Annotated in this window: 22 protein-coding genes; 6 read left to right on the top strand and 16 right to left on the bottom strand. The window is 59.2% G+C overall.

Features of this window, described 5'->3' with window-relative positions; genetic code table 11:
* The first annotated feature begins 290 nt into the window (after nucleotides 1-290).
* Entirely contained in the window at nucleotides 291-503 is a 213-nt protein-coding gene (locus tag ACYP5B_RS21935) for a hypothetical protein (RefSeq protein WP_459571080.1), read from the top strand.
* Nucleotides 504-642: 139 nt separating this feature from the next.
* Here the strand turns inward: ACYP5B_RS21935 and ACYP5B_RS21930 are convergent, their stop codons facing one another.
* Nucleotides 643-1,629 (bottom strand): Gfo/Idh/MocA family protein, encoded by a 987-nt coding sequence (locus tag ACYP5B_RS21930; protein ID WP_459571079.1) that lies wholly within the window; start codon nucleotides 1,627-1,629, stop codon nucleotides 643-645.
* A gap of 502 nt (nucleotides 1,630-2,131) precedes the next feature.
* Here ACYP5B_RS21930 and ACYP5B_RS21925 point away from each other — a divergent pair.
* Nucleotides 2,132-3,064 (top strand): LysR substrate-binding domain-containing protein, encoded by a 933-nt coding sequence (locus tag ACYP5B_RS21925; RefSeq protein WP_459571077.1) that lies wholly within the window; start codon nucleotides 2,132-2,134, stop codon nucleotides 3,062-3,064.
* A gap of 83 nt (nucleotides 3,065-3,147) precedes the next feature.
* On the opposite strand, the gene ACYP5B_RS21920 is transcribed toward ACYP5B_RS21925, so the two are convergent.
* From ACYP5B_RS21920 to ACYP5B_RS21865, 12 genes are all read right to left on the bottom strand, one after another.
* Nucleotides 3,148-3,378 (bottom strand): hypothetical protein, encoded by a 231-nt coding sequence (locus ACYP5B_RS21920; RefSeq protein WP_459571076.1) that lies wholly within the window; start codon nucleotides 3,376-3,378, stop codon nucleotides 3,148-3,150.
* 234 nt (nucleotides 3,379-3,612) lie between these two features.
* Nucleotides 3,613-3,789 (bottom strand): hypothetical protein, encoded by a 177-nt coding sequence (locus ACYP5B_RS21915; protein WP_459571075.1) that lies wholly within the window; start codon nucleotides 3,787-3,789, stop codon nucleotides 3,613-3,615.
* Between the two features lie 397 nt (nucleotides 3,790-4,186).
* Complete coding sequence (locus ACYP5B_RS21910; protein ID WP_459571074.1) at nucleotides 4,187-4,402, bottom strand: hypothetical protein; 216 nt, start codon at nucleotides 4,400-4,402, stop codon at nucleotides 4,187-4,189.
* Nucleotides 4,403-4,485: 83 nt separating this feature from the next.
* Nucleotides 4,486-5,796 (bottom strand): chloride channel protein, encoded by a 1,311-nt coding sequence (locus ACYP5B_RS21905; RefSeq protein ID WP_459571073.1) that lies wholly within the window; start codon nucleotides 5,794-5,796, stop codon nucleotides 4,486-4,488.
* A 2-nt stretch (nucleotides 5,797-5,798) separates the two neighbouring features.
* Nucleotides 5,799-6,875 carry a porin gene (locus tag ACYP5B_RS21900; RefSeq protein WP_459571072.1) on the bottom strand — a complete coding sequence of 359 codons (1,077 nt, stop codon included), beginning with the start codon at nucleotides 6,873-6,875 and terminating at the stop codon, nucleotides 5,799-5,801.
* Nucleotides 6,876-7,068: 193 nt separating this feature from the next.
* On the bottom strand, nucleotides 7,069-8,328 hold the full coding sequence (locus ACYP5B_RS21895; protein ID WP_459571071.1) for an LVIVD repeat-containing protein: 1,260 nt from the start codon (nucleotides 8,326-8,328) through the stop codon (nucleotides 7,069-7,071).
* Nucleotides 8,325-9,587 carry an FAD binding domain-containing protein gene (locus ACYP5B_RS21890; RefSeq protein ID WP_459571070.1) on the bottom strand — a complete coding sequence of 421 codons (1,263 nt, stop codon included), beginning with the start codon at nucleotides 9,585-9,587 and terminating at the stop codon, nucleotides 8,325-8,327. The genes ACYP5B_RS21895 and ACYP5B_RS21890 overlap by 4 nt, the downstream gene beginning before the upstream one ends.
* Nucleotides 9,588-9,600: 13 nt before the next feature.
* Nucleotides 9,601-10,842, bottom strand: a complete 1,242-nt coding sequence (locus ACYP5B_RS21885) for an MFS transporter (RefSeq protein WP_459571068.1) — start codon at nucleotides 10,840-10,842, stop codon at nucleotides 9,601-9,603.
* Nucleotides 10,843-10,910: 68 nt separating this feature from the next.
* A complete protein-coding gene (locus ACYP5B_RS21880; RefSeq protein WP_459571067.1) occupies nucleotides 10,911-11,858 on the bottom strand; it encodes a dihydrodipicolinate synthase family protein in 948 nt (315 codons plus the stop codon).
* A 35-nt stretch (nucleotides 11,859-11,893) separates the two neighbouring features.
* The gene (locus ACYP5B_RS21875) at nucleotides 11,894-14,860 is read right to left on the bottom strand and encodes an FAD-binding and (Fe-S)-binding domain-containing protein (RefSeq protein WP_459571066.1); all 2,967 of its coding nucleotides are present in this window, start codon (nucleotides 14,858-14,860) and stop codon (nucleotides 11,894-11,896) included.
* Nucleotides 14,857-15,777: a haloalkane dehalogenase gene (locus tag ACYP5B_RS21870; protein WP_459571065.1), complete on the bottom strand. Its 921-nt coding sequence runs from the start codon at nucleotides 15,775-15,777 to the stop codon at nucleotides 14,857-14,859. Before ACYP5B_RS21870 ends, ACYP5B_RS21875 begins: the two co-directional genes overlap by 4 nt.
* 691 nt (nucleotides 15,778-16,468) lie before the next feature.
* Entirely contained in the window at nucleotides 16,469-17,443 is a 975-nt protein-coding gene (locus ACYP5B_RS21865) for a Bug family tripartite tricarboxylate transporter substrate binding protein (RefSeq protein WP_459571064.1), read from the bottom strand.
* Between the two features lie 379 nt (nucleotides 17,444-17,822).
* Between ACYP5B_RS21865 and ACYP5B_RS21860 the strand changes: the two genes are divergently transcribed.
* Nucleotides 17,823-18,722, top strand: a complete 900-nt coding sequence (locus ACYP5B_RS21860) for a LysR substrate-binding domain-containing protein (protein ID WP_459571063.1) — start codon at nucleotides 17,823-17,825, stop codon at nucleotides 18,720-18,722.
* A gap of 958 nt (nucleotides 18,723-19,680) precedes the next feature.
* Here the strand turns inward: ACYP5B_RS21860 and ACYP5B_RS21855 are convergent.
* Together ACYP5B_RS21855 and ACYP5B_RS21850 are read right to left on the bottom strand one after the other, a co-directional pair.
* Complete coding sequence (locus tag ACYP5B_RS21855) at nucleotides 19,681-20,796, bottom strand: SDR family oxidoreductase (protein WP_459571061.1); 1,116 nt, start codon at nucleotides 20,794-20,796, stop codon at nucleotides 19,681-19,683.
* Nucleotides 20,797-21,099: 303 nt separating this feature from the next.
* Nucleotides 21,100-21,774, bottom strand: coding sequence for a peroxiredoxin-like family protein (locus ACYP5B_RS21850; RefSeq protein WP_459571060.1), 675 nt, complete (start codon nucleotides 21,772-21,774; stop codon nucleotides 21,100-21,102).
* 98 nt (nucleotides 21,775-21,872) lie between these two features.
* Between ACYP5B_RS21850 and ACYP5B_RS21845 the strand changes: the two genes are divergently transcribed.
* The 3 genes from ACYP5B_RS21845 (at nucleotide 21,873) to ACYP5B_RS21835 (ending at nucleotide 24,696) form a co-directional block, all read left to right on the top strand.
* Nucleotides 21,873-22,790 (top strand): LysR family transcriptional regulator, encoded by a 918-nt coding sequence (locus ACYP5B_RS21845; RefSeq protein ID WP_459571059.1) that lies wholly within the window; start codon nucleotides 21,873-21,875, stop codon nucleotides 22,788-22,790.
* Between the two features lie 310 nt (nucleotides 22,791-23,100).
* A complete protein-coding gene (locus ACYP5B_RS21840) occupies nucleotides 23,101-23,850 on the top strand; it encodes an SDR family NAD(P)-dependent oxidoreductase (protein ID WP_459571058.1) in 750 nt (249 codons plus the stop codon).
* 96 nt (nucleotides 23,851-23,946) lie between these two features.
* Nucleotides 23,947-24,696: an SDR family NAD(P)-dependent oxidoreductase gene (locus tag ACYP5B_RS21835; RefSeq protein ID WP_459571057.1), complete on the top strand. Its 750-nt coding sequence runs from the start codon at nucleotides 23,947-23,949 to the stop codon at nucleotides 24,694-24,696.
* A 452-nt stretch (nucleotides 24,697-25,148) separates the two neighbouring features.
* Here ACYP5B_RS21835 and ACYP5B_RS21830 read toward each other — a convergent pair whose 3' ends face one another.
* Nucleotides 25,149-26,123 carry an IS5 family transposase gene (locus ACYP5B_RS21830; RefSeq protein WP_459571056.1) on the bottom strand — a complete coding sequence of 325 codons (975 nt, stop codon included), beginning with the start codon at nucleotides 26,121-26,123 and terminating at the stop codon, nucleotides 25,149-25,151.
* Nucleotides 26,124-26,294: the final 171 nt, after the last annotated feature.

The raw sequence follows: 26,294 nt of genomic DNA, 5'->3' as shown, positions 1-26,294 counted from the left end.
ACTCAAAACAACCGCCCGCAATCGGCTGCGCAGCGCACAGCAACGCGCCAACATCATTGCTGCGTGCTGGAAGCAGGCCGAGTTGTGGTGATGTCATCATTTATGCAAGTCTCAATAGCCGGCTGGGTCCGTGAATCGGACACACCACTGGAGCAGATTCACCGGCATGTGAGAGGTGTGATTGCCAACCGTGAGGACATTGAAAGTTTTGGGCGCCCGCTAGGTACACCGACCAGCGCGCTCGCCAAACTGGGACATCCGCTGCGCAAACAAGCGGCGAGCATTTTGAGATGCTTCGCGACTGGCTTCGTGAACGATTTGAAGATCTCGGCCGCTCAACGGACGCCGAGGAGCTGGCGTTGTATATCTTGATGCTAAGCCAAGGGATCGCCACGCTGTCCAATGCGCTAGGCGACCGCGACTACGTGCAACGTGAAGTGGAACGCGTGGAGAACTGGCTCGCGATGCAATGTCCACCTGCCAACGGTGGGAACAAGAACTGAGCCAGAGCCACTGCTCCACGTCCGTTCAATCCAAGTTCAATAGCCTGCACCAAGAGCAAAAGGGGAAGGGAACTATCCCTTCCCCTCTCTGAACAATCCGATCCTGTCAGCGTCGTCGACGATCGACGATACAGCAAACCTACAGGCTCACCGGCCGCCCAGACTCCAGCGACTCCGCGGTTGCAGATAAGACCGCAACGTTCTCTACCATCTGTTCCATCAGAATCGGATAGGGCGCCCCCGCGGTAAGGGATCTGGAGAATGCCTCCAGATTGTCTCGCACCGAGTCATTCCAATCGAACGTGATCATGCGTTGTTCGCCGTTGGCCATCTTGACCTCCAACGTGCTTGTGCCCCGTGCATCCGGGTGAGCCAAGTTTCGCACCTCCGCCCACCCAGCAGATCCAAACACGGCAAAGCGCATGTACAGGGGAGTCTCCAGGACCGAGTTCATGTACGCTGTCGCCCCCGATGCGAACCGCAGCTGGAGTGAGATCGTATTGCTATCAGCACCATCAACCCGGGGCGACGTCGCATAAGCTTCAGAAGCTTCGCCAAACAGATCCAGAAACAGATCGGTCAGATGGACGCCCGTGCCGGTCATTGCTACAGGCGCAATTTGTTTGTCCGCGAAGCGCCAGCTGTCAGTGCTCACTCCAACCAGCTTGTCGTGGCTAAAGTTTCCCTCGGCGTGGACGACTTTGCCCAATTCGCCAGACTTGGCGAGCGCCATGAGCTTCGAAATGGCGTGTTCGAAGCGACGTTCATGGCCGATTCCCAGCCCGACACCAGCCCGCCTGCAAGCTACGACGCAACGTGTCGCATCAGCCACGGTCAGAGCCAAGGGCTTTTCACAGAAAACATGTTTTCCGTGAGCCGCCGCTTGCAGTACCTGCTCGGCGTGCAGGCTATGAGGCGTTGTCAGGACGACAACTTGAATTTCCTGATCCCTTAGCGCAGCCTCGTAGTTAGTCGTAAAGGCAACACCATGCTCGTCGGCCACGGCTCGGTGTGCCTCCCGGCTGCCTACCGCGACCGAAAACCTCAGGTCTTTCGACTCGGCCATCTGCTTCAGTATGTGTTTTCCCCACCAGCCAAGCCCCACAATTGCTGCGTTCAACGTCATGATCAAACTCCAATAAAGTGCGCGCCGGCAACCCATGCCAGCTAGGATAGTTACGGGGGATGAGCGGAGGTTCGCACAGACCCTCAGGTCGGTTAGATGGGCACTGCCAATGCTGTCATGCAGAGGTGGTGCGATGACTCAGTGCCACGCAACCCGCCGCTTTGCCGATTTCAGAAAGACGAGCTTCCGCCACGGCGTTGCGTGGTACTCCGTCTCCGGTAGCGGCAGATACCAATCAACGGCGGAGTTCCAAAGCCTTCTTACTCACTCGAGGGCCGAGAGGCGCCGCGCTTGAGCTCGATTTCCTATGAGAGGGAATGCGCCTCGCGTTGCGCTGGATTGTTGCAGCGCAGCATCTCCATCCTTCATGTAGTTATCGCCTCTTGTCGGTCGGCGCGGATCATTCACGCACCGAATGCCCTTACCACGCTTGCATCAAGTTTCGTCTTGAACTACTGTCACAGCAAACGTAAATATCTCCGCTCTTGCATGAGTTCCGCGAATGAACCCCCGCCGACTGACTCCCTCCATGTCATTACTGGTGGCATTTGAAGCCACGGCTCGCCACTTGAGCTTCACTCGTGCCGGTGAAGAACTCTCCCTTACGCAAAGTGCTGTCAGCCGCCAAGTCAGGGCGCTAGAAGAGCTTCTTGAGGTCACTCTCTTTCGTCGGGATCAGAGGCAGATTGAGCTGACGGAAGCTGGTGCGTCGTACGCCAGGGAAGTGAGCGGCGCGCTTCAGCGCGTCCGAAATGCGTCGCTGCAGGTCATGGCATGCCGCTCAGGTGGTGGCATTCTCCATTTGGCCACCCTTCCAACGTTCGCCAGCAAATGGCTGATGCCGCGGCTTAAGGATTTTTACCAGAAGCACCCCGATATCTTCATTCACATGCATGCTCGCATCGGACAGTTCGACCTGGAGCGCGCAGGCATGGACGTGGCCATAGGAGTCGGGGACGGCCATTGGCCTGGACTTCAGTCCTATCCGTTGATCGAGGAATGGCTCCTCCCCGTAATTAGCCCTGCACTTGCGGCGAGTCAGCCAATTAGCGCGCCTATCGATCTCTCACGCCATCTGCTACTGCAAGTCACCGCGCGGCCGTTCGTTTGGCGACAATGGTTCCAAGCCCACGGTCTACCCGACGCGGTCATGCGGCTTGGGCCGCAGTTCGAACTGACCTCTCATCTCATTCAAGCCGTGGTTGCCGGCATGGGAGTTGGATTGGTACCGAGCTTCCTGGTCGAGGACGAGTTACGCGAAGGATCCCTGCAACTTGCGCTTGACAGCCCGCTGCGTTCGGGACTGTTCTACCACCTTTTTGTACCGCCACATCTCGCAAATCTTCCCCACGTCCTTGCTTTCCGTGATTGGTTGATGACCGCGCGCGAACCGCACGTACATGCCACGGAAGCCGAACGAAGCTTGGACCCCTAAACCGTGCTATTTCCGGAGCGCTCGGGAACGAAGCCGCTCCGGCCGCCCAATCGCTCCGAAACGACCGGAGCGGCTCGACTTTGCTAACACCAGACGGTCAATCGCCACAGATGCGAGACGAAAAGGTCGAGCCGATCCAAAAAGTGTCCAAGATATGCCGGATCGATTGGTTGGTTCTCTGGCTCCGCAATGAAGGCCTCTGCCCGTTGTTTTAGCCCGTTGACAAACTCAGTGTCATTGGCGTGCATACCCACGAGTTCGAGGACCAGAAATTCAAGAGCGCACAGTCGGGCATGGAGTTGTTGGTTATCCATGTTGTTATCCAGCTAAGCGCTGGACGATAAGGGGGTCTCCGGACGCTCGTAGTCCGCAACGCCCACGCCGGGCAAAAAACCCCAGATCTGACTTCATTCCCCGGTGACTACCAGGGCGGCATGGCGCGGACAGCACTCAGTGGAGCAGTCCGTCAATCTCGTCATGAACACCATGGTGCTGGCCTCTCAAATCTTCCACGATGTTCGCAAGCTGATTGATCACCATCGCAACAATCAGGCGCCGGCGCAGGTCGTGTAGGCCTGAAACAGGTTAGCAACCACCCGCAGATGGTCGACCATTTCCTGACGTTTAATCGGATCCTCACCGCTTAACTTGTCGATCACCACAGCAAGGGCATATTCCAAGCCAGTGAGCATGGCCGCTACAGCCTCGAATTTCTGTCGATTCATGCTTACCCTTTCACGGACGGTTGAGGGAATGCCACCAATTGCTCCACGGCCATGGGCGCGCGCCCGTAGTACATCCGGGGGGGATCGCTATAGCAATTCCCGGGCGATTGTTCCGCGGGGAAAACTGTGTTCCACACGATTCCAGCCTCAGAAAGTCGGTGCTTGACATGCTGCACCTACGCGATCAGGCTGCGACGGCATCGACGTGGGACAAACCAGGCTCGACAGCACTTCCGCGAGTCTCCCAGTTAATCTCTGCCGTTAGGCCGCCGGTCGCCCGTCAAATTGCGGTTTCAATGCGAAAATGTTCAATCGTCTGGCCTGCATTCACCGCGCGTTGCAGCCATGCACGCACCTCGCCTTCACCGTCCCAAGTATGACCAAGGGAATCTCCGAATCACGCCGTGCTTCGCGCCACAGCCAACGGTTCCCGCGATGCCAGAAAACAGCCTGCGGCCTGGAGGTCCTCGACACGAATTCCAAAGCGAGCCATTTGCGTTCTAAGAAACAAGATCACCTCGGCGCGTTCGCGCAACGCCTGAACATTGGGATTCAGACGCAAATCATTACTTGTCATGGAGAGCAATGGAAAACCAGACAAAGCCAGGGGCACGGGGCAGCCTTCCAGTGGAGGGTGCAGAAGTCTTTCCTGCAGCATACACCACATGACGCTAGAGAATCGCCCTGGGCCACTGGCTAAGCGTGGCCGCCCCTCTTTGGCGCACTCTCACCCTTGTAGGAAATCGAAAGCGCACGGTACAGCGGCGGGGCAAAGCTCGCGGATATCCAAGCGGCGAGGAGACAAGTAGCAAGTATGGGGAACAAAGCCCGCAATGAGCCAGACAGCTCTATTGCAACTACGCACGCCGTGAACGGGCCCCGCGTCAAGGCTGCAAGGTAGCCCGCAATGGACAAGGTCACAAAAACCTGGACGTCGACAGAGTTCATGATCTGATGCAGTACTTCTCCTATACCTGCCCCAATCGAGACGGACGGTACGAAGACACCACCGGGGATGCCGGCAATAGCCGTAGCGAGAAGGGCGAGCCATCTTGCGCATACATCGCCCGGGAAGAATTCTCCACCTTCCAAGATCCTGTGCACAACGTGCTCGGCACTCTCCAGAATCCTGCCCCGCGAGCTCATCGCAAGCAGGGCAATAAACAGCCCACACGCAGCACCAAAGATCACAGGGCGTCCAGCTCGAAGGGCCACCAGCCAAACCGGCAGCCAACGCGTGCTATGCACTAGCATCCATGCGAAGCCGGCTCCGGCCAGCCCAGTAGCCGCACCAGTCAACAGCACAGCCATGACCAGCTGCCCGCCTCGGATGCCAGGCGGGATCTGTGGCGCCACAATTCCGGAGGCGGCAAGAAGAGGGACAGCAACGGCCGCAAACGTTGCCATCAGGAGTAGCGCAACAGTACGGCCGCGGATTTCCTCACCGACCAGCAGTTGCTCCAACGCGAACGTGACCCCGGCCAGAGGCGTATGGAACGCGGCCGCAAGTCCAGCCGCTCCTCCCAAAGCGATCCATTGCCGGTCCGAAACCTCCGAGGCCGACCGCCTTTGCAGCAGGGGAACGCGTGCACGGATCTCATGCATGATCACAGCGCCCAAGTAGATCGTGGGCCCTTGCCGGCCAATCGGAAACCCGGCGGCAGTTGCCAAGACCGAGAGTCCAACTTTTCCCAGCAGCAAGCGCCAGCTGAGTAGCCAGCGCTGCGTCGCCAAGTCACCGTCAAGCGCAGCGATCGTCTGAGGCACACCGCTACCTTCTGCGCCGACAAACCATCGTCTCGTGATCCAGACGCACGCAGCACCTGATGCCGGCATGATGACCAGTAATGCCGAAGGGAAGGCGCCAACCAATGTCATCATCGCTGCATGCGCGGACACCATCGCCCACGCATACAGCACGGCCGCCGCCCCCACCAACACGACCCCGGGCCACAAGAACCAGCAGACACGCGCAGTGCCTGCCAAGCTACGCATCGACAAAGCCATGCCTAGAACTTATGGCGGATGCCGGCTGCGAACGTAGTACCGCTCCCAGTGCCAGTGATTTTGTCGAACATGACTGCGCCGTAGACGTCGGTGCGCTTGGAGAACGCATAGTCGTAACCGCCCGACACTGCATGGCGCCGGTAATCCGTCATGACGTCGCTTCGCACGCGTGAACTCGCCAGCGACAACAGAAACTTTCCGTTTCCAACGGGAACCGTCGCGCCGATCTGCGTCGTGTCGGTCAGGGTGGAGGCGCCACTCGTGCTCGTATGGGCATACGTCGCCATCAACTTGACGACCGAGAAGTCATAGGACACGCCACCAAGCATCGCCGTCTGAGCCCAGCTGCCAGTGGGTAGACCCGGGCCCACCCGTGTGCGCTGGATCCCGAACGCGGCAGAGAACGGTCCGCGGTCATAGAGCAACGTACCACCTGCATTGTTCGAGGCGTTGGTTCCCGATTGCTCGCCAAGACTATAGAGACCGCGGAAGCTGAAACCTCCGAAGGCTGGAGAGTAGTAGCCGACTGCGTTGCTCCAGACAGTATCGCCAGCCACGTACCGTCCCTCAGCCGGCGTCCACAGCATGTTGTTGAAGGGCGAAAGTTTCGTGGAGAAAGCAAACGCATCATACAAGCCGCTTACAAGGAACAACGGATTCCCCAGCCGTCCGAGGCGGACCTCACCAAATCGCTGGTGCTCGAGGCCCGCATAGGCGTTACGCGCGAACAGGCCGTCTGTCGGATTTCGGCCGCCAATACCTGTATCAGGCTGCAGGTAGCCTTCAAGGCGGAAGTTCGCTCTCAGACCCGCCCCGAGGTCTTCCGTACCGGCCAGTCCCCAGAATGAAGTCTGCATACCACCGCCCTCCACGCCAACGGTGGGGTGGCTCGCGCCGCTTAGCTTGGTGCTCCCCAAGTACGAGTCGACCAGGCCGTAGATCTGCACGCCCTGCGCCTGCGCCTGGCATACCGACGGAACGACTAATACAGCTGCCACCGGCCAAGCTCTGCGCGAAAATACCCCGCAGAACTGGCCGACCCGATTGCTGAAAGCAAGCTTATGCTGTCGAATTTTCATATGTCTCCTCCTTACTGCTCGTGGCTAAAGTGCCTTGGCCATCGACTATAGATTTCGCGCGAACGAACGCTCCCCCGCTTGCGTGGATCACAAAGCAGCGCATTCGGTAGCGCGCGAACCGAACCGTCAGGCCAGGGTTGTTGAAACGGATAGCACGGTGCGGTCCGGGCCAATGGCCGGACCGCACATATCGTTAGCCGAGGAACTCCATGACGTAGAGACCCCCGTTGTAGTCCGTGCTGTAGATCATTCCACTGCTGTCCACAAAAACATCCGCGGACTGAATGACCTGCGGCCTATTCGGACGCGAATCGACCAGCGTCGCCGGCGCCGGGGGCACCAGCGCGCCTACTTCACGCGGCGCATACTTGTCACGGATATCAAACACGCGAACACCTGCGTTCTGATATGTGGTGAAGATCAACTCGGAGCTAACGAAGCTGCCTGGACGGTTCTCATGCAGGTTGTGGGGGCCAAAATGTCCTGGCTTGGCCTTGTAGTCGATGTCGGTCGGCGACTTAAATGCCGAGATGCTCACCGGGTTCGCCGGTTCACGGATATCGAACATCCAGACCAGCTTTTCACCATCTTCTTGATGATCAAGCACAGCCTCGTCCAGTACGACAAGCAGGTCGCGGTCAGGAAGCGGCAGACAGTTATGAGTGCCTCCACCAAACGGGGGCGACCAGTTCCTGTGCGAGATCAGTTGCGGCTTGGCCCGATCCTTGACGTCCAGAATCACCATCCCCGCATCGCGCCACGCCAAGTAGGCAGTATCACCATGGACAATGGGATGATGCAGTCCGTGCCTGCGCGCCGGATCCCAGTCAGGCGACTCCCCGGCTGCCAGGTTCATCCCAGGAAGCCAGAAACGTCCGGCCTCGCGCGGGCGGGTCGGATCCGACATGTCGATGGTGATGAAGATGTAATCGGTGAAGCCATCGATCAGCGCGGACGCGTAGGCCCAGCGGCCGCCGGTGTACCAGACACGGTGAATGCCACCTCCATCCACCGGCATGAACCCGATTTCGCGAGGCTCGCCACCACGCGAAATGTCGTAGACAGCCAAACCGGCCCGCCAATCGCGCTCTGCACGTTTGCGGTCAGCTGTCCCAACCTTTTGGCCGAGCGCGCCGCTGTAGTAGGCCTTTTCATCCTGGAACTCCTGCGCGGCGAACATGTTCTTGGCGTTGATGACAAGTAACAGGTCGTCATGCGTCTGCAAGTGGATGTTCCAAGTATTCGGTGGCGCAGCAACGTAATTCACAGCGTGCGGCTGACTCGGGTCGCGCACATCGATCACGCTAAAACCATTGGAGAACATATGCCCCACATAGGCATAGCCACGGTGGACCATGATCTGCACTGCGTCCGGCCGACCGCCCTGGTCTGAATGGCCCATCAGCCGCATGTTCCGCGCCAAATCCGGCACGGGCAAATCGGAACGCTTCACTTTTCATCTCCCTGCGATTCGGGTTGGCGAAGGAACTTCGACGATGCCGTGTGCTTCAGAATTCCAGACACGCTGTGGAACTCGCGCCAATGCGGATAGTTTTGCCCTTCCGACGGGTCGACATGCTCGAGCATGTATTCGCCCAGATCCCGGCCTCGTTGCACCGAGCGCGAAGCGATTGGCTGCCGTACCTGATCAAATCGCGCGAGGCCCTCGTCGATATCAACCCCACCGGCGAGCTCCTGCGCGAGCACCTCGGCGTCGGAGCCGGCCTTGGCGATGCCCATGCCGATGTGCGGCCGGCATACTGCGGCGGCATCGCCAATGAGCGCGACACGCCCGTACACGAGACTCGGCGACAGGTGATCGTAGATGGGCGTGAAGAACGGCTTCTCCACGCACATCAGGATGTCGCGCATCGCAGGCGGCAGCATGCGCCGTGCATCTTCCTTCAGGGCCTCAATAACGTCCGCACGCACCTTCGGCGGAGGGATCGACAGGTCGTAACGGTGACCGTCACTGTCCGTCAGCATGTCATCGAGCTGAGACGCATCAACTGGTCGGTACCACACCCAGTTGAATCGCCGATGGCCGGGGCGAAGGTCGTTGTTCGGACCCGCGATCGGATATCCGATGTTCTTGTTGTTCGGAGGCAAGAAAAACGCGAACTTGTCGAACAGTGCCGCGTGGGCCTCGGGTGGAATATCGCCTTCTTCGGCCAGCCCACGCCAAACGACATAGCCAGCGTAGATCGGCTGAATTTCGGGGGCGACGATCCCGCGCACGGTTGAACGGAATCCATCGGCGCCCACCAGCAGGTCGGCGGTTTCGCGGACACCGTTCTCAAACACGGCGGTAACCGAATCCGGGGTCTGCTCAATTGTCTTGAGGTTGTAGCCGAGATGGTGCGAATCCGCCGGGATCGTGGCACGCATGATCTGATGCAGTCGATCCCACGACGTCACAATCTGGTCGTAGTGAAGACGCTCGACTACGTTTCCTTCCTGGTCGATCGCGATGCGCTCGCTGATGTGCACACCCAAGTCGTTCAGGTCTGCGCCACTGTTTGCCAGTGTCTTAATCAGATCATCATGCGTGACGATACCTGCGCCGCGGCCAAACAGCTCCACCTCAGTGCGCTCATATATGTCGGTACGCCAGCCTGCCTTGCGCAGCAACGTGGCCGCAAACAGGCCTGCCATCGAGCCACCGATAATGATGGCTCGGCACTGGCGCCCAGAATCGTTTGCGTATTGCATAACATGTCTCCTCTTAGTATTGACGAACCTTGGAATAATTGACGAAGCTCATCAGCACGGCGCCCACAATCGGCGGCACCACAATCATGAACAAGGACGCGGACGACCAGCCCACTTTCCCTACGAGCTCCCCAAACAGATATCCGGCAAACGGTCCAGGCAGGTAGAACGCGGCCAGAGCCACTGCTCCACATTGACCAATCTTGCTCGGTGCACAGCTACGCTGCACCACCGACATGAACCTTGCAAACAGGAAGCCGCTGACCATCAGGCCGAATACGAATGACATCGCCAGGTGCAACCAGAATGACGTGAACCCGTGGAACAGCAGATACCCGGCCGAACCTAGAATCAGCAGCGCCACGACAATGCTGCGATGGCCCGTCCGGTCTCCGATCCAGCCGCCGATAACACCGCACATCGCCCCAATCCCATACATGCCGAGAGCAGATCCGGCGTCCACCGACGAGAACTTGAGGGCGCCGTGCAGATAGCTCGCGTAGAGCGCGGTGTAGGAGAAGAATGCCAGGCCAACCAGGCCGAACGAAATCGAGCCAAGTACGACATTGCGGCTCCAGATGGACGGCTCATCAGCGCTTGCAGTGCGCGCGACGCGGGCTACCTCACCGGCCTCCGTGAAATCACGCGGCAGCGTCGCGGCGGCAATGAGCGCCATGACAATACCGGCCACGCCGAAGACGTAGAACGAGATTTCCCACCCATTTGCCCAGGCCTCTAGCCGAGTTCCGAGTACCGGCCCCAAAAACGCGCCAAGCCCAAAGAAGGTCTGCATTGCCCCCATGGCAGCGCCGCGATTCGCACCGAAGTACCCTCCAATACATGCGAAGACAGCGCCGACTTGGAGAGCCTCCCCAAATCCCGTCAAAGCGCGCAGCACTGTCAGACTCATGAAGCCGCTGGCGAACGGTGTGGCCAGCGTAAAGAACGAATATGCGATCAGCCCTCCCAAGAGCACGTGACGCCGTCCGAATTTGGCCATGAACCAGCCACTCAGCGCTGCGAAAATCGCTACGTTGATGGTGAAGATCGTACTGACCAGCCCCCCTTGCGGTAAGGTCAGTCCATACGCCGAACGGATGCTACCGAGCAATGCAGGGAATACTTGACGATCCATTGCATTGAACATATACGACGTGCCCAGCAAGAGCAGGAACATCAAGACCCGCCACTTGCTGTAGCGAGTCTTCGGCTCGACGTCGGTAGCGCCGTACGGAATCGTTTCGATTGCAGCCATCTTTTGTCTCCTTGAACATTGTGTTCATCTACGTGTCCTGGCAGCGCGGCTCTGCGGCCGCGTCCCGCCTATTGCTTGCGGTTCAGGGAAAAACTAGCCAAGTCCAAGCGAGCAAGCAGCGCTGCCCCATCCTTCCTGGCCATGGGTACTAACGGCGGTCGCACGGTGGCCCACGACGAATGGCCAAGCGCTGCAGCAAGTGTGTATTTCATCGCCGGAATCATCGCCGTCGACTGGTAGATCCGGCGGACCTTGTCTACCTCACCCTGCAATGCAGACGCGTCCCGCTCGTTGCCCGACGTCAGCGCTTCGTACAGGGCCTGGATTCCACGAGGGTTGATGTTGACGGTCGCGCTAATGCAACCCGCCCCGCCAATTGGCAATGCCCTGGAAAGCAGCGACTCACTTGCCGGAAACACGTCGAAGCCCTCGCCCGAGAACTGTTCGATCATTGCCCGCGAGTTCTCCCAGTCACCCGAGGAGTCTTTTGCGCCGGCGATCGCCTGTGGGTACTGCTTGAGCAACCGCTCAATGAGCGACAGTGAGATCGGGACCTGCGTCAATTGCGGAATGTGATACAGGTAGATGGCGAGACGAGCATCGCCGACGCGCTCGATCAATTCCGCGTAGTACGCATACAGACCGTCGTCCGATACGCCTTTAAAATAGAACGGCGGCAGCACAAGCACACCGCCAGCACCATTTTCTACCGCATGGCGCGTAAGACGAACCGTGTCGGAAAGGGCACAGCTACCCGTACCTGGCATCAGGCGTGGCCCCGGAATGCCTGCCTCTAGCAGGCGATCCGTCAGCGCAATGCGCTCGTCGACGGACAACGAAGCCGCCTCGGAGTTAGTGCCGAAGATCGCGAGGCTAGCGCCGTTCTCGAGCAGCCACTGGCAATGGTTGAAAAATGCGGGCCAGTCCGGATCGAGGTTCGCCGTGAACGGCGTCAGCACCGGGGCGAGCACGCCACGCAACCGGTCCCGCCGCGGCTGGAATGCAACAGATGTCACAGATGTCTCCTTACTGATATAACGAACAATGGCACTCAGCCAATGTCCTGCGCTGCAATTGGCGCCAGCACGTCGCTGGCGTGTTCGTTGCCTGCAGAAGCCGCACCTACATGGCGGCCATGTTTAAGCGCTCGATGAAGTAGCTCGGCCAGGTGCAAGACGTCCCGGCCAGTCTCCTGGCGGATCTGCTCGCGGCAGCTGAAGCCGTTCGTGAGAATCACCGTGTCCGCTGGCTGTTTGCGTACCTCCGGCAGTAGGACTTGCTCTCCCACGCCGCGCGACAGTTCGATGTGATCGGGATGAAAGCCAAAGGAGCCGGCCATGCCGCAGCAACCGCTATCGAGCAACGTCGCCCGCGCCCCGCTCCGCTCGAGCATTTCCATATCGCCCTGGGTTCCGAAGAGCGATTTTTGGTGGCAGTGCGCATGCACCAGCACGTCAGCTTCTAGACGTGGAGGGACGTAGTCCCGCTCAAGAAGGAAGTCGCCCAGCAGGATTACTCGATCCGCAAGCCGTCGCGCTCGGGGATCATCTGGGAACAGCTTCGGTAGTTCGTCTTTGAAAACTGATAGACAACCCGGCTCAAGTCCGACCAGACGTACCGGCTCCTCGTCCCCACCATCGTCGAGGAGTGGATCCAACGCGTCCAGGATATGCGCCAGCTTGTCGCGAGCAAGGTCGAGGTAGCCAAAGTCGTAAAGCGGGCGCCCACAGCAAAGCGGCTCTCCCGGCACATCCACCGCAAAGCCAGCGTGGCGCAGAACAGCGACCGCGGCCTCAGCCACTTCCGGATGAAAGTGATTGCAAAACGTGTCGACCCAAAGCACGACCCTGGGTTGTGTGATCCCTCGATGCTGCCGCTTGTACCCCGCACGGAATGAGCGCGGAGCAAAGCGCGGGAGATCCCGGTCCTGCGAAACCCCTGCCACCCACTTCGCAATCACCGAAACACCTGGCGTTTGCGTCAAAAAGTTCGATAGCGCCGGAGCCTTCGATGCCAGAGGGGCCCAGTCGCCGATTCTGCCCATCGACAGCGCCTGACGCGGACGGTTGTGGTCCTCGTAGAAGTGGGACAGGAATTCAGCCTTGTAAGAAGCCATGTCCGTATGCGTTGGACAGTCGCTCCGACAGCCTTTGCAGGCCAGGCAGCTGTCCAGCGCTTCCTTTACGGCCTCGCTCTTCCAACCATCACGAACCACATCTCCTTGGAGCATTTCCCACAACAACCGCGCCCTGCCCCGTGTGGAGTACCGCTCCTCCCGGGTCGCGCGATAGCTTGGACACATCGTCCCGCCCTTAGCGGAACGGCACCGCCCCATTCCAACGCACCGCTCTACAGCACGCTGGAATCCGTTGCCTTCCTGACTGCGAAACTGCAACGTCGTCGCAATGGGAATGACTTTGTAGTTTGGACCGGCTCTCAGATTTTCGTCGACGCGATACGCATCGACGACCTTGCCGGGATTGAGCTTGCCAAGCGGATCCCAGACGCGTTTGAACTCACGCATGGCACCCACCAACTCCTCCCCGAACATAATGGGAAGGAACTCGGCCTTCGCTTGGCCGTCGCCGTGTTCGCCGGACAGCGACCCGCCATAGGCAACGACAAGCTCCGAGGCTTCGCGCGTGAACTCGCGGAAGTGGGCTACGCCGGCCTTCGTGCGCAGATCGAAAGTTACGCGAGCATGTACACATCCGTCGCCGAAATGGCCAAACAGCGACGTCCTATAGCCATAGCGGTCGACCAACGCCTGGAACGCGCGCAGGTAATCGCCAAGTCGGCGCGGGTCGACGGCAGCATCCTCCCAGCCCACTTGCGGATCCGGGACGTTGGGATCAATCGACAGTTGGGTAGCAGACGCCCCATTCTCCCGGATGGACCAGATTCGCTGCTGCACGCCCTTCTCCGGCACCACCCGCGTGCTGGGACGTGGCCCTTGGGGGCGATTGCGGAAATACTCTGCAGCACGTTCGGCTTGTTCCACTGCAGCGTCCAACGTGTTCGCGCCAAACTCCATCACGACCCATGCGTCGCCGGGCGGCAGCAACTGGATTTCTGCTTGGGCAAGATTCCGAGCCTCGAGACCCCGGATAATGGCGCGGTCTAATCCTTCGATCGCGATTGGCCCGAACTTCTCATACTCGGGAACCGCATCGGCGGCGACGTAGATGTCATCGAACCCGAGTACCAGCACTACACGCACGGACGGACTCGTCACGAGACGCAGGCGCGCGTGCAGTGTCATTGCGCACGTTCCCTCAGTTCCAACCAGCGCTCGCGCCACGTTAAAACCGTTCTCCGGCAGCAACTGGTCCAGATTGAAGCCTGATACACGTCGTTTGATGGTTGGGAATCGGGCACGGATGAGGTCCGCGTATCGGTCTCGCAAGTCCTTCAAATCTGCATAGATCTGGCCCTTTCGACCGCCGGCGCGAATGATCTCTTCGAGCTCAGTCTCGCTTGTTGGGCCGACCCAGAAGCGCTCTCCGTCATAGGTCAGAACCTCGAGCTCTTCCACGTTCTCAAGCGTCTTCCCGGCCATGACGGAATGCGGCCCACAGGAGTTGTTCCCGACCATGCCGCCAATCGTGCAACGACTATGCGTCGACGGATCCGGGGCGAACGTCAGACCGTACTTTTCTGCCGCATTCCGCAACGCATCGCACACCACCCCTGGCTCGACAACCGCGAACCGAGCTTCGGCGTCGAGCGCCATGATGCGATTGCACCTCGACGACATGTCGAAGACGACCGCCTCATTGACCGCCTGCCCATTCATTGAGGTTCCGCCGCCGCGCGTCAGTATCGGTGCACCATGGGCGCTGCAGATCTTTACGCCCTCGATGAAGTCATCGAGCGAATCCGGTACGACAACGCCGATGGGCACCTGGCGGTAGTTCGAGGCGTCGGATGCGTACACCGCGCGATGCGCCGTGTCGAACCGCACCGCGGCGCCTAATCCTTCTCGTAACGCGGCGTGCAGTGGCGTTTCGGACATCATGCACCTCCCCGCACACGTTCGAGGAACGTGGTCAACGCTGCGCCGATTTCGTGCGGGCAATCCTCCGGCACGTAGTGCCGTGCCTCTACCGTAACCTCGGTCTGGTTCGGCCACTGCCGGCAGTGTTCCCGCGCCGCGCCAGCAGTTCCATGGCCCTCGGTTGCGTTGATAAACAGCTTGGGCAGATGATGGCTTGCGCCCATCCAATCGCTGTAGCGCTTAACTCGCGCGTGCACGTCGGGCGGATCGCCATCAAACGGAATGTCCCGCGGAAACACTAGCATGGGCTTACGCGACTCGGGCGTCTGGAACGGCGCCGCATAGACCGCCTTCTCTTCGTCGGTCAGCTTGCGCAGCACCCCGTACTCAAACAGCATCTTCTCGACGAAGAAGTTGTCACGCAGAACCATCTCTTCGCCCTCTGGGCCACGTAGGCGCTTGAAGACAGCTTGACGCTCCGGCGGCATGTCAGACCACAGACGAGGGCGCACCATGGCTTCCATATAGACGATGCCCGACACACTCTCCGGGAAACGGCTTGTCCGGTCGAAGCCCAAGGCGGCGCCCCAGTCCTGGATGACCAGGATGATGTTCCGGTTCAAGCCGAGCTTGGCAAACCATTCATCCAGGTACTCAGCGTGATCGAAGAACCGATACGAGCCGCTCGGAGACTTGCTCGACTGACCCATGCCGATCAAGTCCGGAGCGAGTACGCGTCCGAAAGGCAGCGCGTACGGAATGACGTTACGCCATGTGTAGGACGACGTGGGGTTGCCGTGCAGAAAGATGATCGGATCGCCCTCGCCCTCATCGACGTAGGCCATCTCCGCGTCGAGCACCGGGACGCGCTTCATCTGAAACGCAAAATCTGCGCTGATAGTTTTGTCGTGCTGCTGCGCAGCGTTGGCCGATGTCATGTTGTCTCCGTTCTGATTCAGGGTTGGTGAAGACGCATTCACGCTATGAATGGCTTGCAAGCGCGGCGTCTACGCTTTGATGCAGTTTGGTCTCGGCCGGGAGCCGTCGCAAGCGTAAAGAACTCGGCTCCTGCATGAGTTTTGTGAATACCCATCGCCGCGAACGCGGCAATGGCGAAGTGACTCAAAGAGTTCACGGGCCAGAACCGGCCGAAGCGCATCGGCAAATGACGCACTTCGCTAAAACATGACCGAACACTGAGAAGTCGCGATCCAGGAGAACGGCGTTGTGCACGGGCAGACGCGGGCAGTGCTTCGATTGCCAAGGGGTGCATCTCAGTCCCCTACCGGCGGCAAATCGCTTTGTGTCGAGATCCAAGGTCAACGCACTCAGGCACCACCCCGGAGTTCAACCTGGTATGCCTCGACGACCTGCGCGTCGGACCTGGTAAGGCCTGTAGTTTCGGCCATTGCCATAGCAGGCTTGCCCTATATCGGGGTCGCCCGAAAGTAGCGATGTCCGCCGACGCCGCCTCCAAGTCCCCCAGCAGAGTTTGTTCTCTGCCCAGGCATTTACGCGTTGCGGCGGCGGACTTTGCTGCGTTCATGACACCGTCCTTCTGTCGACGGAAAGCGGACGAGGACATTTAGCGTTCATCCGGTCCTTCCAGCAGGCAACCTTGCCAGAGCATCAGTCTTCGAAAGAGATGCTCCGTTCCTTGACCAGCTTGCGTGTCTTTTCGATCTCGGATTTGATCTGGGTTGAAAACTGCGCTGGTGTATTGCCGATCGGTATCGCCCCAGCATGCTCGATGCGGGCGCGCACCTCCGGCATAGCGATAACCTGTTTCATGGCATCTGAGAGGCGCGCCAATACCGCTGGCGGCGTTTTCGCAGGCGCCAGAATTCCGTACCACGCCTGGTCATCGAAGCCCTTCATCCCCGCCTCCTCCATCGTCATCACGTTGGGATAGGCTGCCAGTCGTTTGGGGGCGATCACGCCCAACAGGTTCAACTTCCCGCTATCGACGTGCGGCTTGGACGAAGGCAATTGATCAAACATGATTTGCACTTGGCCGCCTATCACGTCGTTTAACGCAGCGCCAGAACCTTTGTACGGCACGTGCTGGATCTTGACGCCAGCCCCAGCCTGGAACGACTCGCCTAGCATATGGTTGATGCCGCCCTTCCCCGAACTCGCGTACGAGTATTTGTCAGGGTTCGCCTTGAGCAGCGCTATAAGCTCACGGAGATCATTGGCTGGAACCTTAGGGCTCACCACAAGGACGTTGGGCATAGCCGCTATGTTCGTGATCGGCGCGAAGTTTTCCACCGAGTATCGGGGCTTCGGATGCGTGGCAGGAATAACGACCATCGTGCTAACAGACCCCACCACCAGCGTGTAGCCATCCGCGGGCGCCCGCGCTACCTCTGCCGTCCCGACGAGCCCGCCGGCACCTGCCTTGTTGTCCACGACAACCGGCTGCCCCAGGACCTTGGACAAGGGCTCCGCAATGTGTCGGGCGATGATGTCCGTAGAGCCACCCGGTGCATATGGGACAACGAGCCGAACAGGCTTGTCCGGATAGCTCTGCGCCTGCACATGCCCCCCAGCGATGACGACGGTGCACAGTGCAACACCTATTACCTGTCGGACAGTAACCATCGATGACTCCTGTAGTCGGGGGGCTGTCATGAGCCCTCTCTAATCGGATTGGTAGCAGAAAGCGTGCTCGTGAACCAACGTTGGATGAGCGTCACAGCAACCTCATCCATCCACTCGTTGATGCGGGATTGCAGTAAGCCACGCCGGCTTTGACGCGATCCACCACCGTCGCCCTGTCGCTTAGCCGCGGCGATACTTAAGAAGAAGAGCGATCACAAGGGATTACCCTCCCGACTCTTTCCATCAGGAATCGATAGAATGCAAACCAGCTGATTTGCTTGCCCGGCGTTGCGTATGACGCCGCTCCGTCAGCGGATTCTGTGCCATTCGATGGTGCGTCACAAACGAGTGTTTTCGCTGCTATGCAGGAGGCTTTGGAATGAATCCCAGGCGACTTACGCCGTCTACGTCGCTGCTGTTAGCTTTCGACGCTTCAGCTCGCCATCTGAGTTTTACGCGTGCTTCGGATGAGTTGACCACCACGCAGAGTGCAGTGAGCAAGCAAGTTCAAGCGCTTGAAGAATTGATCGGAGTGGAACTATTTGTTCGCTCAGGTAGAAAAATCTCCCTGACGGACGTAGGCGCGATGTACCAGCGGGAACTTTCCGCGCATTTGAGTGGGATTCGTAGCGCAACGCGACAGGCCATCGCCTATCGAAACGGAGGCGGCTCGCTCCACTTAGCGGTGCTTCCCACGTTCGCAGCCAAATGGCTCATGCCCCGGCTACACGATTTCTACGCGTCGCACGCGCAGGTCCAACTCCATGTGCATGCGCGGATCGGCCATATAGACACAAGCAAGTCCGGAATGGACGCATTTATCGCCGTTGGGAACGGAAATTGGCCCGGATGTACGGCGCATTTGCTCCAGAGCGAGGAGCTTGTCCCCGCCATCAGCCCATTGCTCCTGGCGAAAACTCCTGTACGCCAAGCCTCGGACCTTGCCAACCATGTTCTTCTCCGAATCACCGCCAGACCGGATGCTTGGGAGGGTTGGCTGGCCGCCCAGAATGTAAGCGGAAGCCGCTTACGCTATGGGCCTGTATTTGAATTGACCTCGCACCTGATCCAAGCGGTGGTTGCCGGCATGGGCGTCGGACTCGTGCCTCGCTACTTCATTGAGGAAGAACTCAGATCTGGTGCGATCGCGATCGCGATTGGCGCCGACGTCCCGAGCAGCCTTGGCTACTACTTGGTGTACACGGTAGACCGATCCAACCACCCTGCGCTATCCCAATTCAGAGACTGGCTCCTGGATTCAGACCCGACGCCTATCTAGCTGTGCTTGCCCGCCCGTCGGCTCGCGGCACCGCCCGATCCCAACGGAACCGGATAGTCTGACTGTTAACCATGGGAACCACCCACCCCAGCGCCGCAGCACCGGTCATGCGTTGCCGACCTGCCAGTGTGCCATCGGTAGCTAGGCTCAAGCCAAGGCGGTGGACGTTGCGGCTATAGCCGGTACCATCCTTTTTTAACCAGGGTAGTTCCTCTCATCCAAAGCACGCCGCCCTCACAGTCAAAATCCCCTCGCGTGCTCGCCAGCGTCTCACGCCGAACCTCTACTCCGCTGAGATCCAACACGGCCACCTCTCTAGCGTTTCAGCGTCCGGTTGCCTTAAGCGGATACGAAGGCACTCGGGGTGTAGTGCAAAAGCCGCACAGACAGCGTCCGACCTGACTTGTCCGCATAGCGGTTCCCCGGTCCGCCGTTGTTCCAATATAGCCCACTGAGATCGGGGCAAGCCACCGCTGACTCGGCCGCTTGTAGTGGCGGCCAGTCGCTGGGCCACGGGAAATCCGAGGCGCATCCAACCATTAGCAAGCAATCAAATTGCACATACTCGGGGTTCGGTCGATTCTTGTCGAAGCAGTATGGCCAACCATAATCCGCTCCAGCAGCCAACCAGGTGAGCGTATCGTGTGGCAACAATTCATCCGAAAGTCCGGAGTTCTCCACGTTGACAAAGTCACGCGCGTTGGTCGCCGCGATTAACTTTGCGTCTGGAGTTGCGACAAGCGCCATGCTGTTGCGCAGGCCACGCGCGAAAGCCGGCAAAAAGCGGTGCTAGCGATAGGGGCAATTGCATACCAGCTTCCATGCCAACGTCCAGCGCGTGACGCTCGAGCCGACGCATCCCCCGCACAACACCCCTTGTAATTGCAAAGGGGTGGCCAATCACTCAGCCACCCCTTTTTTCCGCACGCTTGCTTAGTACCAGCAGCAAGCCGGTGCGCTACACCGCCGGCGGCAGAAGCTTGCGATCGATGAACGACTGGAGCGCATCGCAGAACGCATCACGAGTATCGACCACAGCGCCAAACCCTGCCTTACGAAGCTTTATAGTGCTGACGAAGGCGACCGGACCTGCGGGCGCACCGGAAGCGAACGCAAAGTCGACGTGTTGATCGCCCTGACCGACAAACGACACCAAGTCTCCGCTGGCAAGGCCGTACTTAGCAACGATCTTCGCCCACACGTTGGCGTTCTCGCGGATGTATTTAGCCACGCTCATCGGCTCGTCGGCGCCGACCGCGACACCGAGCGTCTTCGCAAACGCCGGCCATACGCTTCGCCATTCGAAAACATCGCCATTGGTGATATTGAAGATCTCGTTTGCGGCATTCGGAGACTGGGCGGCCCACGACATTACCTGACCGACAAGGTCAGCGTCGGCCATTTCCCAAACAAACGAGGGGCCACCGGGGAAGCTGAAGGGCTCCCCTTTCTCGCGCCGGATCGCCGCATACACGCCAATAGCCGGGAGAACGTTGAGAGCGCCAGGCGTCTTACCCGTGACGAGCTGAGGGCGCAGAACGGTGTATGTGAACCCATGCTCAGCACCCAGGTCGTGGATATAGTCCTGCTGATCGAAAAAGAAATTCGCATGATCGTCGCGGGGATCGCTTTCGCGCGCCGGGATCGCGATCGGGTGAAGGTGAACACCGTATGCCTTCGTCCCCTGGAGAATGGACACGTGCTTCAGCGTACCCTTACGCTGAAGGAGGGGCTCAACTACATTGCGAAGCATCGCATTGTTGACTTCGATCTGCTCTTCGTTCGACCAGCCGCCCACCAAATCGTGCGCGTTCTCGTAAATAGCAGCGTATGCGACGTGCGTTACGTCGGTGAGCGCACCCAGCGCCTCGCGGGACGCCTTCTCGTTGCGCAAGTCAACCGAGATAAATTCGAAATCGCGACCACTCGGCAGTTCCGGCCTACGGCGGGAAACGCCGACGACATCCCAGCCTGCAGAGAGGAAGGACTCAATAGCGGCCACGCCAATGAGTCCGCTTGCTCCCGCCACCAAAACCTTGCTTCTCACGCCCATTTTTAAGCTCCATTTCATCATTACTGTCCACGCTCAGACTCGTATCCGATTCTCACAAGATCGCGATCTGTCCGGGCACGCTTACCGACAGGCTGTCGATAGTTGCAAATCTAAGGGCGCGGACATTCATGTGGTAGTAGCGACCCCGGAATAATAGTTATTCCCCAGAACAGAGAGCCGGGCGACGAAAGCAGCTAATCGTATTCCGAGCGAGACATCCCGGTCCGCAAGGGACTTCGACCCTACACAAAAAAAGGCGACGCGCCAAGCTGCCTCGCCACAAGGGAGGGGATCTCGTCATCCCATATCGGAGAGAGTTACGTCTTACTGCGGACCAGACAGTTCGCGCCTAGACTGTTGATGAAGATGTGACAGGATTGTCACAACGTCACGCGGCTCAACACGGCAGGTGTAGTCCGTGTTCAACCACGACAGCACAATGATCCCGGTGCGGTCTAGGATATAGGTCGCCGGGATCGGTAAGCTCCATCCAGCTTCGCCACGCCCATAAGGTCGAAACCCTCCACTTGCGTAAATCGGACGCATAGCGACTGGAATCGAATAGGTAATACCGCAGCGACGAGCCAACTTCGCCTTGTCATCCCACAGCATAGGAAATGGAAGCTCCCCAAATTCCGGCCGCACCCTCTCCTGCGGTGGTTGCGGCGAAATGGCTACGAGCGAAGCCCCCAGCCCAAGGATCTCTTGGTATATCTCGGCTAGCGCTATCAACTCCAACGCGCAGAAGTCGCACCAATCGCCGCGGTAAAAACTGATCACAACCGGTCCTCGAGACAGCAGCCGGGGGAGGCTGACAAGATCCCCATTTGCGTCAGAAAGCGAGAAATCGGGCATCGGGTCGCCTGCCTTGATGCAGCCGTCCAGGACGCTCGACGTCCGCAGCTCTGCGTCGGCGCTGCTGAACGCGTCCACGATCCTGGAGTCAGCGTTCTCCGCGAACTCCCTCCGGAGCGTCTTCAACTGCGCGTTCAGGTCCATGGCGGTCTCGATATAGTTGTTAACCCTACTCTGCCGTACGCATGCTGGATGTGGTAGATATGGCGCAGTCATAACGATCATTCCAAGAGGGAATAACGATGAACCGCCTATCGGCCATGGAGGCCTATGTTCTCGTCGTCGATTCGGGATCGTTTTCTGCGGCCGCCCGACAGTTACGAATTGGCCAGCCAGCCGTCTCAAAAGCAATCGCGCAGCTGGAGGAATACCTGGGCTTGCGCTTGCTAATGCGCACCACGCACGGGCTTGCGCCAACCGAGTCTGGCCTGGTCTTCTACGAGCACGCAAAGCGAGCCGTCGACTCCGCGGAGGAGGCGGTACTGGCGGCTCGGGGGGCCGGTGTCGGGCTATCTGGCCGACTTCGCGTGAGCGCAGCAGTGACCTTTGCGCGACTGCACGTAATGCCCCATCTGCCTGCATTTCTCGAAGCACACCCGTCGCTCGACATCGATCTCTTTCTTGATGACAGAAATATCGACCTAATTGAGGCAGGTATTGACCTGGCCCTGCGCATGGGGGCACTGGCCGACTCGTCCTCCCTTACTGCGAGGCGTATCGGCCAGGGGCGTCGCCTTGTAATGGGAACCCCAAGTTATTTCGAGAAGGCCGGCGTACCATCGTCACCGATGGACCTCACCGGTCACCAGGCTGTGGTCTATGACCAACGCGGAGGAGGTGACAGCTGGGTATTCCGGCAAGGTTCGGCTGAGACATCGGTAGTCATCCGCGGCAGGGTCAGGTCAACGGCCGCAGAAGGCGTCCGAGAAGCGGTATTGTCAGACCTTGGCTTTACCATTTCCTCCGAATGGATGTTCTCGCCCGAACTGAGATCCGGACATGTGCATGCCGTGCTCACTGACTGGGCACTCCCGCCGATTGACCTGTGGGCCGTCTCCCCCACCGGGCGGCGATCGAGCGCGAAGGCCAAGGCTTTCATCTCATTCATGGAGGAACGGATGTTTGGCAACGACGCCATCCCGAACGTCATCCAGGAGTAACGCCCCGAGCACACTGCAACGGCGCCTAGATATACGGCAACTGCCAGCTGATTGAACCTACCCTCAACGGAAAGGCGGATCCCGTCTTTCCAGTACCCCTCTATGCCTGTTTCATTTTCCATATGGAGCACGGGCCCGGAGGAAACAGGCACCCTTCCCCCACGTCCACTTGAGACGAGCCAATGACTTCGTTCATTCCGAAATGGAATAACGACTATTCTGCCCCGGTCCTATCTGGACTCAACCACCCGTTGTTTAATCCCGCCAACGGAGCGCTCCGCTCCGGCATGCTTTCAATGAGGAGCTGGAATTGTCGAGATTGAAAAACAAAGTGGCAGTCGTTACCGGCGGGACGAGCGGGATTGGCCTCGCAACGGTACAGCGCTTCGTAGCCGAGGGCGCGTTCGTCTACATCTTTGCTCGTCGCCATGAAGAACTTGATAAGACCGCCGCGTCGCTTGGTGCGAATGTCGCAACCGTGAGCGGCGATGTACGCAACCTCGAAGACCTGGACAGGCTGTACGAGAAGGTGGCCGCCGACGGTAGGAAGCTGGACATCGTTGTCGCAAACGTCGGCGCGGTGAACAGCGTAAAGCTTGGCGATGTCACAATTGACAGCTTTAATCACAACTTCGAGGTGAACGCACGCGGTGTGCTTTTCACCGTGCAAAAGGCCCTTCCGCTGCTGAACAACGGCGCGTCGATCATCCTAACGAGCACGATCGCCTCGCTTCGAGGCTTTCCGGGTCGGTCGGCATACGCGGCGTCGAAGACCGCAATGCGCTCATACGCACGCACTTGGACGATGGAGCTTAAAGACCGCGGTATCCGCGTCAACACCATCACCCCAGGACCGTGCGATACGCCGCTGATCGACGCCGAAGCAGGCTCGCCAGAACAGGCGGCAGCTGTACGAGCAAAGCACGCCGGCAACATTCCGCTGGGTCGCATGGCACGTCCAGAAGAGATCGCGGCCGCCATGCTCTTCCTCGCGTCGGACGACAGCAGCTTCGTCGCCGGCAGCGAACTGCTGGTTGATGGCGGCATGTGCTCCGTCTGAATCCCGGCTGAACAAATCGTTATACACAGCCGCTCCGGCGTGGGTCTGACCACAGTCGGCCCGTGCCGAAACTAACTCCTACTAAAAGTGCAAGCAATGCAGAAGCTTCAAGGAAAGATCGCCGTCATCACGGGCGGCAGCAGCGGTATCGGCCTGGCCACCGCCAAGCGCTTTGTCGACGAAGGTGCATTCGTTTTCATCTTTGGCCGCCGCCAGGATGAGTTGGATCGGGCCGTATCGCAGATCGGCAAGAGCGTTGCGGCAGTCCAAGGCGATGTATCCAACCTCGCCGATCTCGATCGCCTCTACGAAACCGTTTCCGCAGCTAAGGGCAAGTTCGACATCTTGTTTGCCGGCGCAGGCATTGTTGATCCGCAGCCGCTCGGCGAGGCAACGGAGGATAGTTTTGACAAGACCTTCGCCATCAATACACGCGGCGTTGCGTTCACGGTAAAGAAGGCGCTGCCACTTCTGAACGACGGTGGTGCGGTCATCGTGATCACCTCGGTCGCCGAGAACAAGGGCATCCCCGGATTCACCGCTTACAGTGCGACAAAGGCAGCCGTGCGCTCGTTCGTACGAACCTGGACCGCCGAATTGAAAGATCGTCAGGTTCGGGTCAACGCGATCTGTCCCGGCCCGATCGACACGCCGATCTTCGACCAACAAGCGCCGACTAAGGAAGGGGCCGACCAGGCGCGTGCGCAGTTCGCTGCTGCCGTGCCTTTTGGCCGGCTGGGCCGCCCGGAGGAAATCGCCGCAGCCGCCCTATTCCTCGCATCCGACGAGGCCAGCTTCATCGCTGGCGTTGATCTCCCGGTCGATGGCGGCATGAGCGCACTCTGACGCGATGTCTATGGCAGCTACGTAGTTGGCGCGTCGCGCCGGCGACGTAGCTGCCGTCTGCGCCGCCGAGTCGGCGGCGCGCCGCGGGGCGCATGCCCTACCGCTCTGGACATATCTCCGGATCCATTCAGGCGACGGCCGAGGCCCAGAATCAGTCACGACTTTAGCCGCCCGCCAGATCGACTCGCGTGAGAGCAGAAACTTTCCCGAGGAGATTACACGATGCATATCGGAGCTCCCGCCGAAGGGATGGACGAGGTTCTGGGTGCAGTCAAACATGTGAGCGACTTCATCTCAGAGATCTAAGGCTACGCTGAACAAGCCGGGTGAATTGAGGCGTTCAGGCTGATAAGAACGTGCTCGGTCAGGAAAAATGGCTCTGATGACCAGAATTTGCTCTACCGCTCCCCAAATGGGGCGTGTTAGCGGGGCACTCGCCCCACATTCGCCCTTTACGGGCGGATTGCTCCCATCAGATGCCCTCGGCCGAGGTAAAGATTAGCCAGCGCCAGGGCCGTGAAGGCCCTGCCGGCATTCTTCTTCAGGCCACGGTAGCGTACTTTCGTAAAGCCCCACAGGCGCTTGACCACGGCAAAGACATGCTCAACCCGGGCACGGATGCGAGACTTGTTGCGGTTCTTCCCGCGTTGCACTTCATCTATCTGCCCATTCCGGCGGGTACGCTGATTGGTGAAGTCCTTGGCGCGGGGTGCCTTGGATGCGATAAGCGCGCGCTGACTGGCGTAGGCACTATCGCCATAGACCCGCTGTTCCTCCCCATGCAGTAGCTGGGGCAGCGCATGCTTGTCGTGGACATTGGCCGGCGTCACGACTGCCGAATGGGCCAATCCACTCTGGCTGTCTACGCCAATGTGCAACTTCATACCAAAGAACCACTGCTGACCTTTGCGGGTCTGATGCATCTCGGGGTCGCGCGCCTTCTCTTCATTCTTCGTCGAGCTGGGTGCACCGATGATCGTGGCATCCACAATGGTGCCGGTCTTCAGCTTCACGCCACTGGCCTGCAGGACCCGGCCTACCTCAGCAAACAGCCGCTCGGCAAGCTGGTGCTTCTCCAGCAGGCGGCGAAACTTCAGCAGTGTGGTGGCGTCCGGCACCGGCTCACGACCCAGGTCAATGCCTACAAAGCGGCGCAGGCTGGCGCTGTCATACAGCGCCTCTTCACAAGCCAGATCCGCCAAGTTGAACCAGTGCTGCAGAAAGTGGATACGCAGCATCCGCTCCAGACCGATGGGCGGCCGGCCGTTGCCCGCCTTCGGATAATACGGCTCGATCACAGCACACAACGCCGCCCACGGCACGATCGCCTCCATCGTCGCCAGAAATGCCTCACGTCGCGTTGGCTTACGGTATTGCTCGAATCCAGCTCCTTGATCGGCACCCGCGGCCAACGTCATCTGCTTCATTGTTCATCTCTTTCTGCGCTCGTGATTCTGCAAATAACGCTTCTCCTCACGAATCGGAGGACTTAATCAGCATTGCCCTAACAGGCTGCTGAAGTACTAACCGCACAAGCGGCAAGACTTCCCGCTCTATGGTTGATGTGCCGCCTATTTTTCACAATCCGGAAGCTGCGC

It is taken from the genome of Cupriavidus sp. 8B (genome assembly GCF_054589115.1).
Note: the sequence above shows the minus strand (reverse complement) of the source record. Positions and strands in the feature narration are given on the sequence as shown.

What these genes read in the sequence shown, in the direction of transcription:
- ACYP5B_RS21935 (WP_459571080.1), top strand. Translation starts at nt 291, where the DNA reads ATGCTTCGCGACTGGCTTCGTGAACGATTTGAAGATCTCGGCCGCTCA.
- ACYP5B_RS21930 (WP_459571079.1), bottom strand. Translation starts at nt 1,629, where the DNA reads ATGACGTTGAACGCAGCAATTGTGGGGCTTGGCTGGTGGGGAAAACAC.
- ACYP5B_RS21925 (WP_459571077.1), top strand. Translation starts at nt 2,132, where the DNA reads ATGAACCCCCGCCGACTGACTCCCTCCATGTCATTACTGGTGGCATTT.
- ACYP5B_RS21920 (WP_459571076.1), bottom strand. Translation starts at nt 3,378, where the DNA reads ATGGATAACCAACAACTCCATGCCCGACTGTGCGCTCTTGAATTTCTG.
- ACYP5B_RS21915 (WP_459571075.1), bottom strand. Translation starts at nt 3,789, where the DNA reads ATGAATCGACAGAAATTCGAGGCTGTAGCGGCCATGCTCACTGGCTTG.
- ACYP5B_RS21905 (WP_459571073.1), bottom strand. Translation starts at nt 5,796, where the DNA reads ATGGCTTTGTCGATGCGTAGCTTGGCAGGCACTGCGCGTGTCTGCTGG.
- ACYP5B_RS21900 (WP_459571072.1), bottom strand. Translation starts at nt 6,875, where the DNA reads ATGAAAATTCGACAGCATAAGCTTGCTTTCAGCAATCGGGTCGGCCAG.
- ACYP5B_RS21890 (WP_459571070.1), bottom strand. Translation starts at nt 9,587, where the DNA reads ATGCAATACGCAAACGATTCTGGGCGCCAGTGCCGAGCCATCATTATC.
- ACYP5B_RS21885 (WP_459571068.1), bottom strand. Translation starts at nt 10,842, where the DNA reads ATGGCTGCAATCGAAACGATTCCGTACGGCGCTACCGACGTCGAGCCG.
- ACYP5B_RS21875 (WP_459571066.1), bottom strand. Translation starts at nt 14,860, where the DNA reads ATGATGTCCGAAACGCCACTGCACGCCGCGTTACGAGAAGGATTAGGC.
- ACYP5B_RS21870 (WP_459571065.1), bottom strand. Translation starts at nt 15,777, where the DNA reads ATGACATCGGCCAACGCTGCGCAGCAGCACGACAAAACTATCAGCGCA.
- ACYP5B_RS21865 (WP_459571064.1), bottom strand. Translation starts at nt 17,443, where the DNA reads ATGGTTACTGTCCGACAGGTAATAGGTGTTGCACTGTGCACCGTCGTC.
- ACYP5B_RS21860 (WP_459571063.1), top strand. Translation starts at nt 17,823, where the DNA reads ATGAATCCCAGGCGACTTACGCCGTCTACGTCGCTGCTGTTAGCTTTC.
- ACYP5B_RS21855 (WP_459571061.1), bottom strand. Translation starts at nt 20,796, where the DNA reads ATGATGAAATGGAGCTTAAAAATGGGCGTGAGAAGCAAGGTTTTGGTG.
- ACYP5B_RS21850 (WP_459571060.1), bottom strand. Translation starts at nt 21,774, where the DNA reads ATGGACCTGAACGCGCAGTTGAAGACGCTCCGGAGGGAGTTCGCGGAG.
- ACYP5B_RS21845 (WP_459571059.1), top strand. Translation starts at nt 21,873, where the DNA reads ATGAACCGCCTATCGGCCATGGAGGCCTATGTTCTCGTCGTCGATTCG.
- ACYP5B_RS21835 (WP_459571057.1), top strand. Translation starts at nt 23,947, where the DNA reads ATGCAGAAGCTTCAAGGAAAGATCGCCGTCATCACGGGCGGCAGCAGC.
- ACYP5B_RS21830 (WP_459571056.1), bottom strand. Translation starts at nt 26,123, where the DNA reads ATGAAGCAGATGACGTTGGCCGCGGGTGCCGATCAAGGAGCTGGATTC.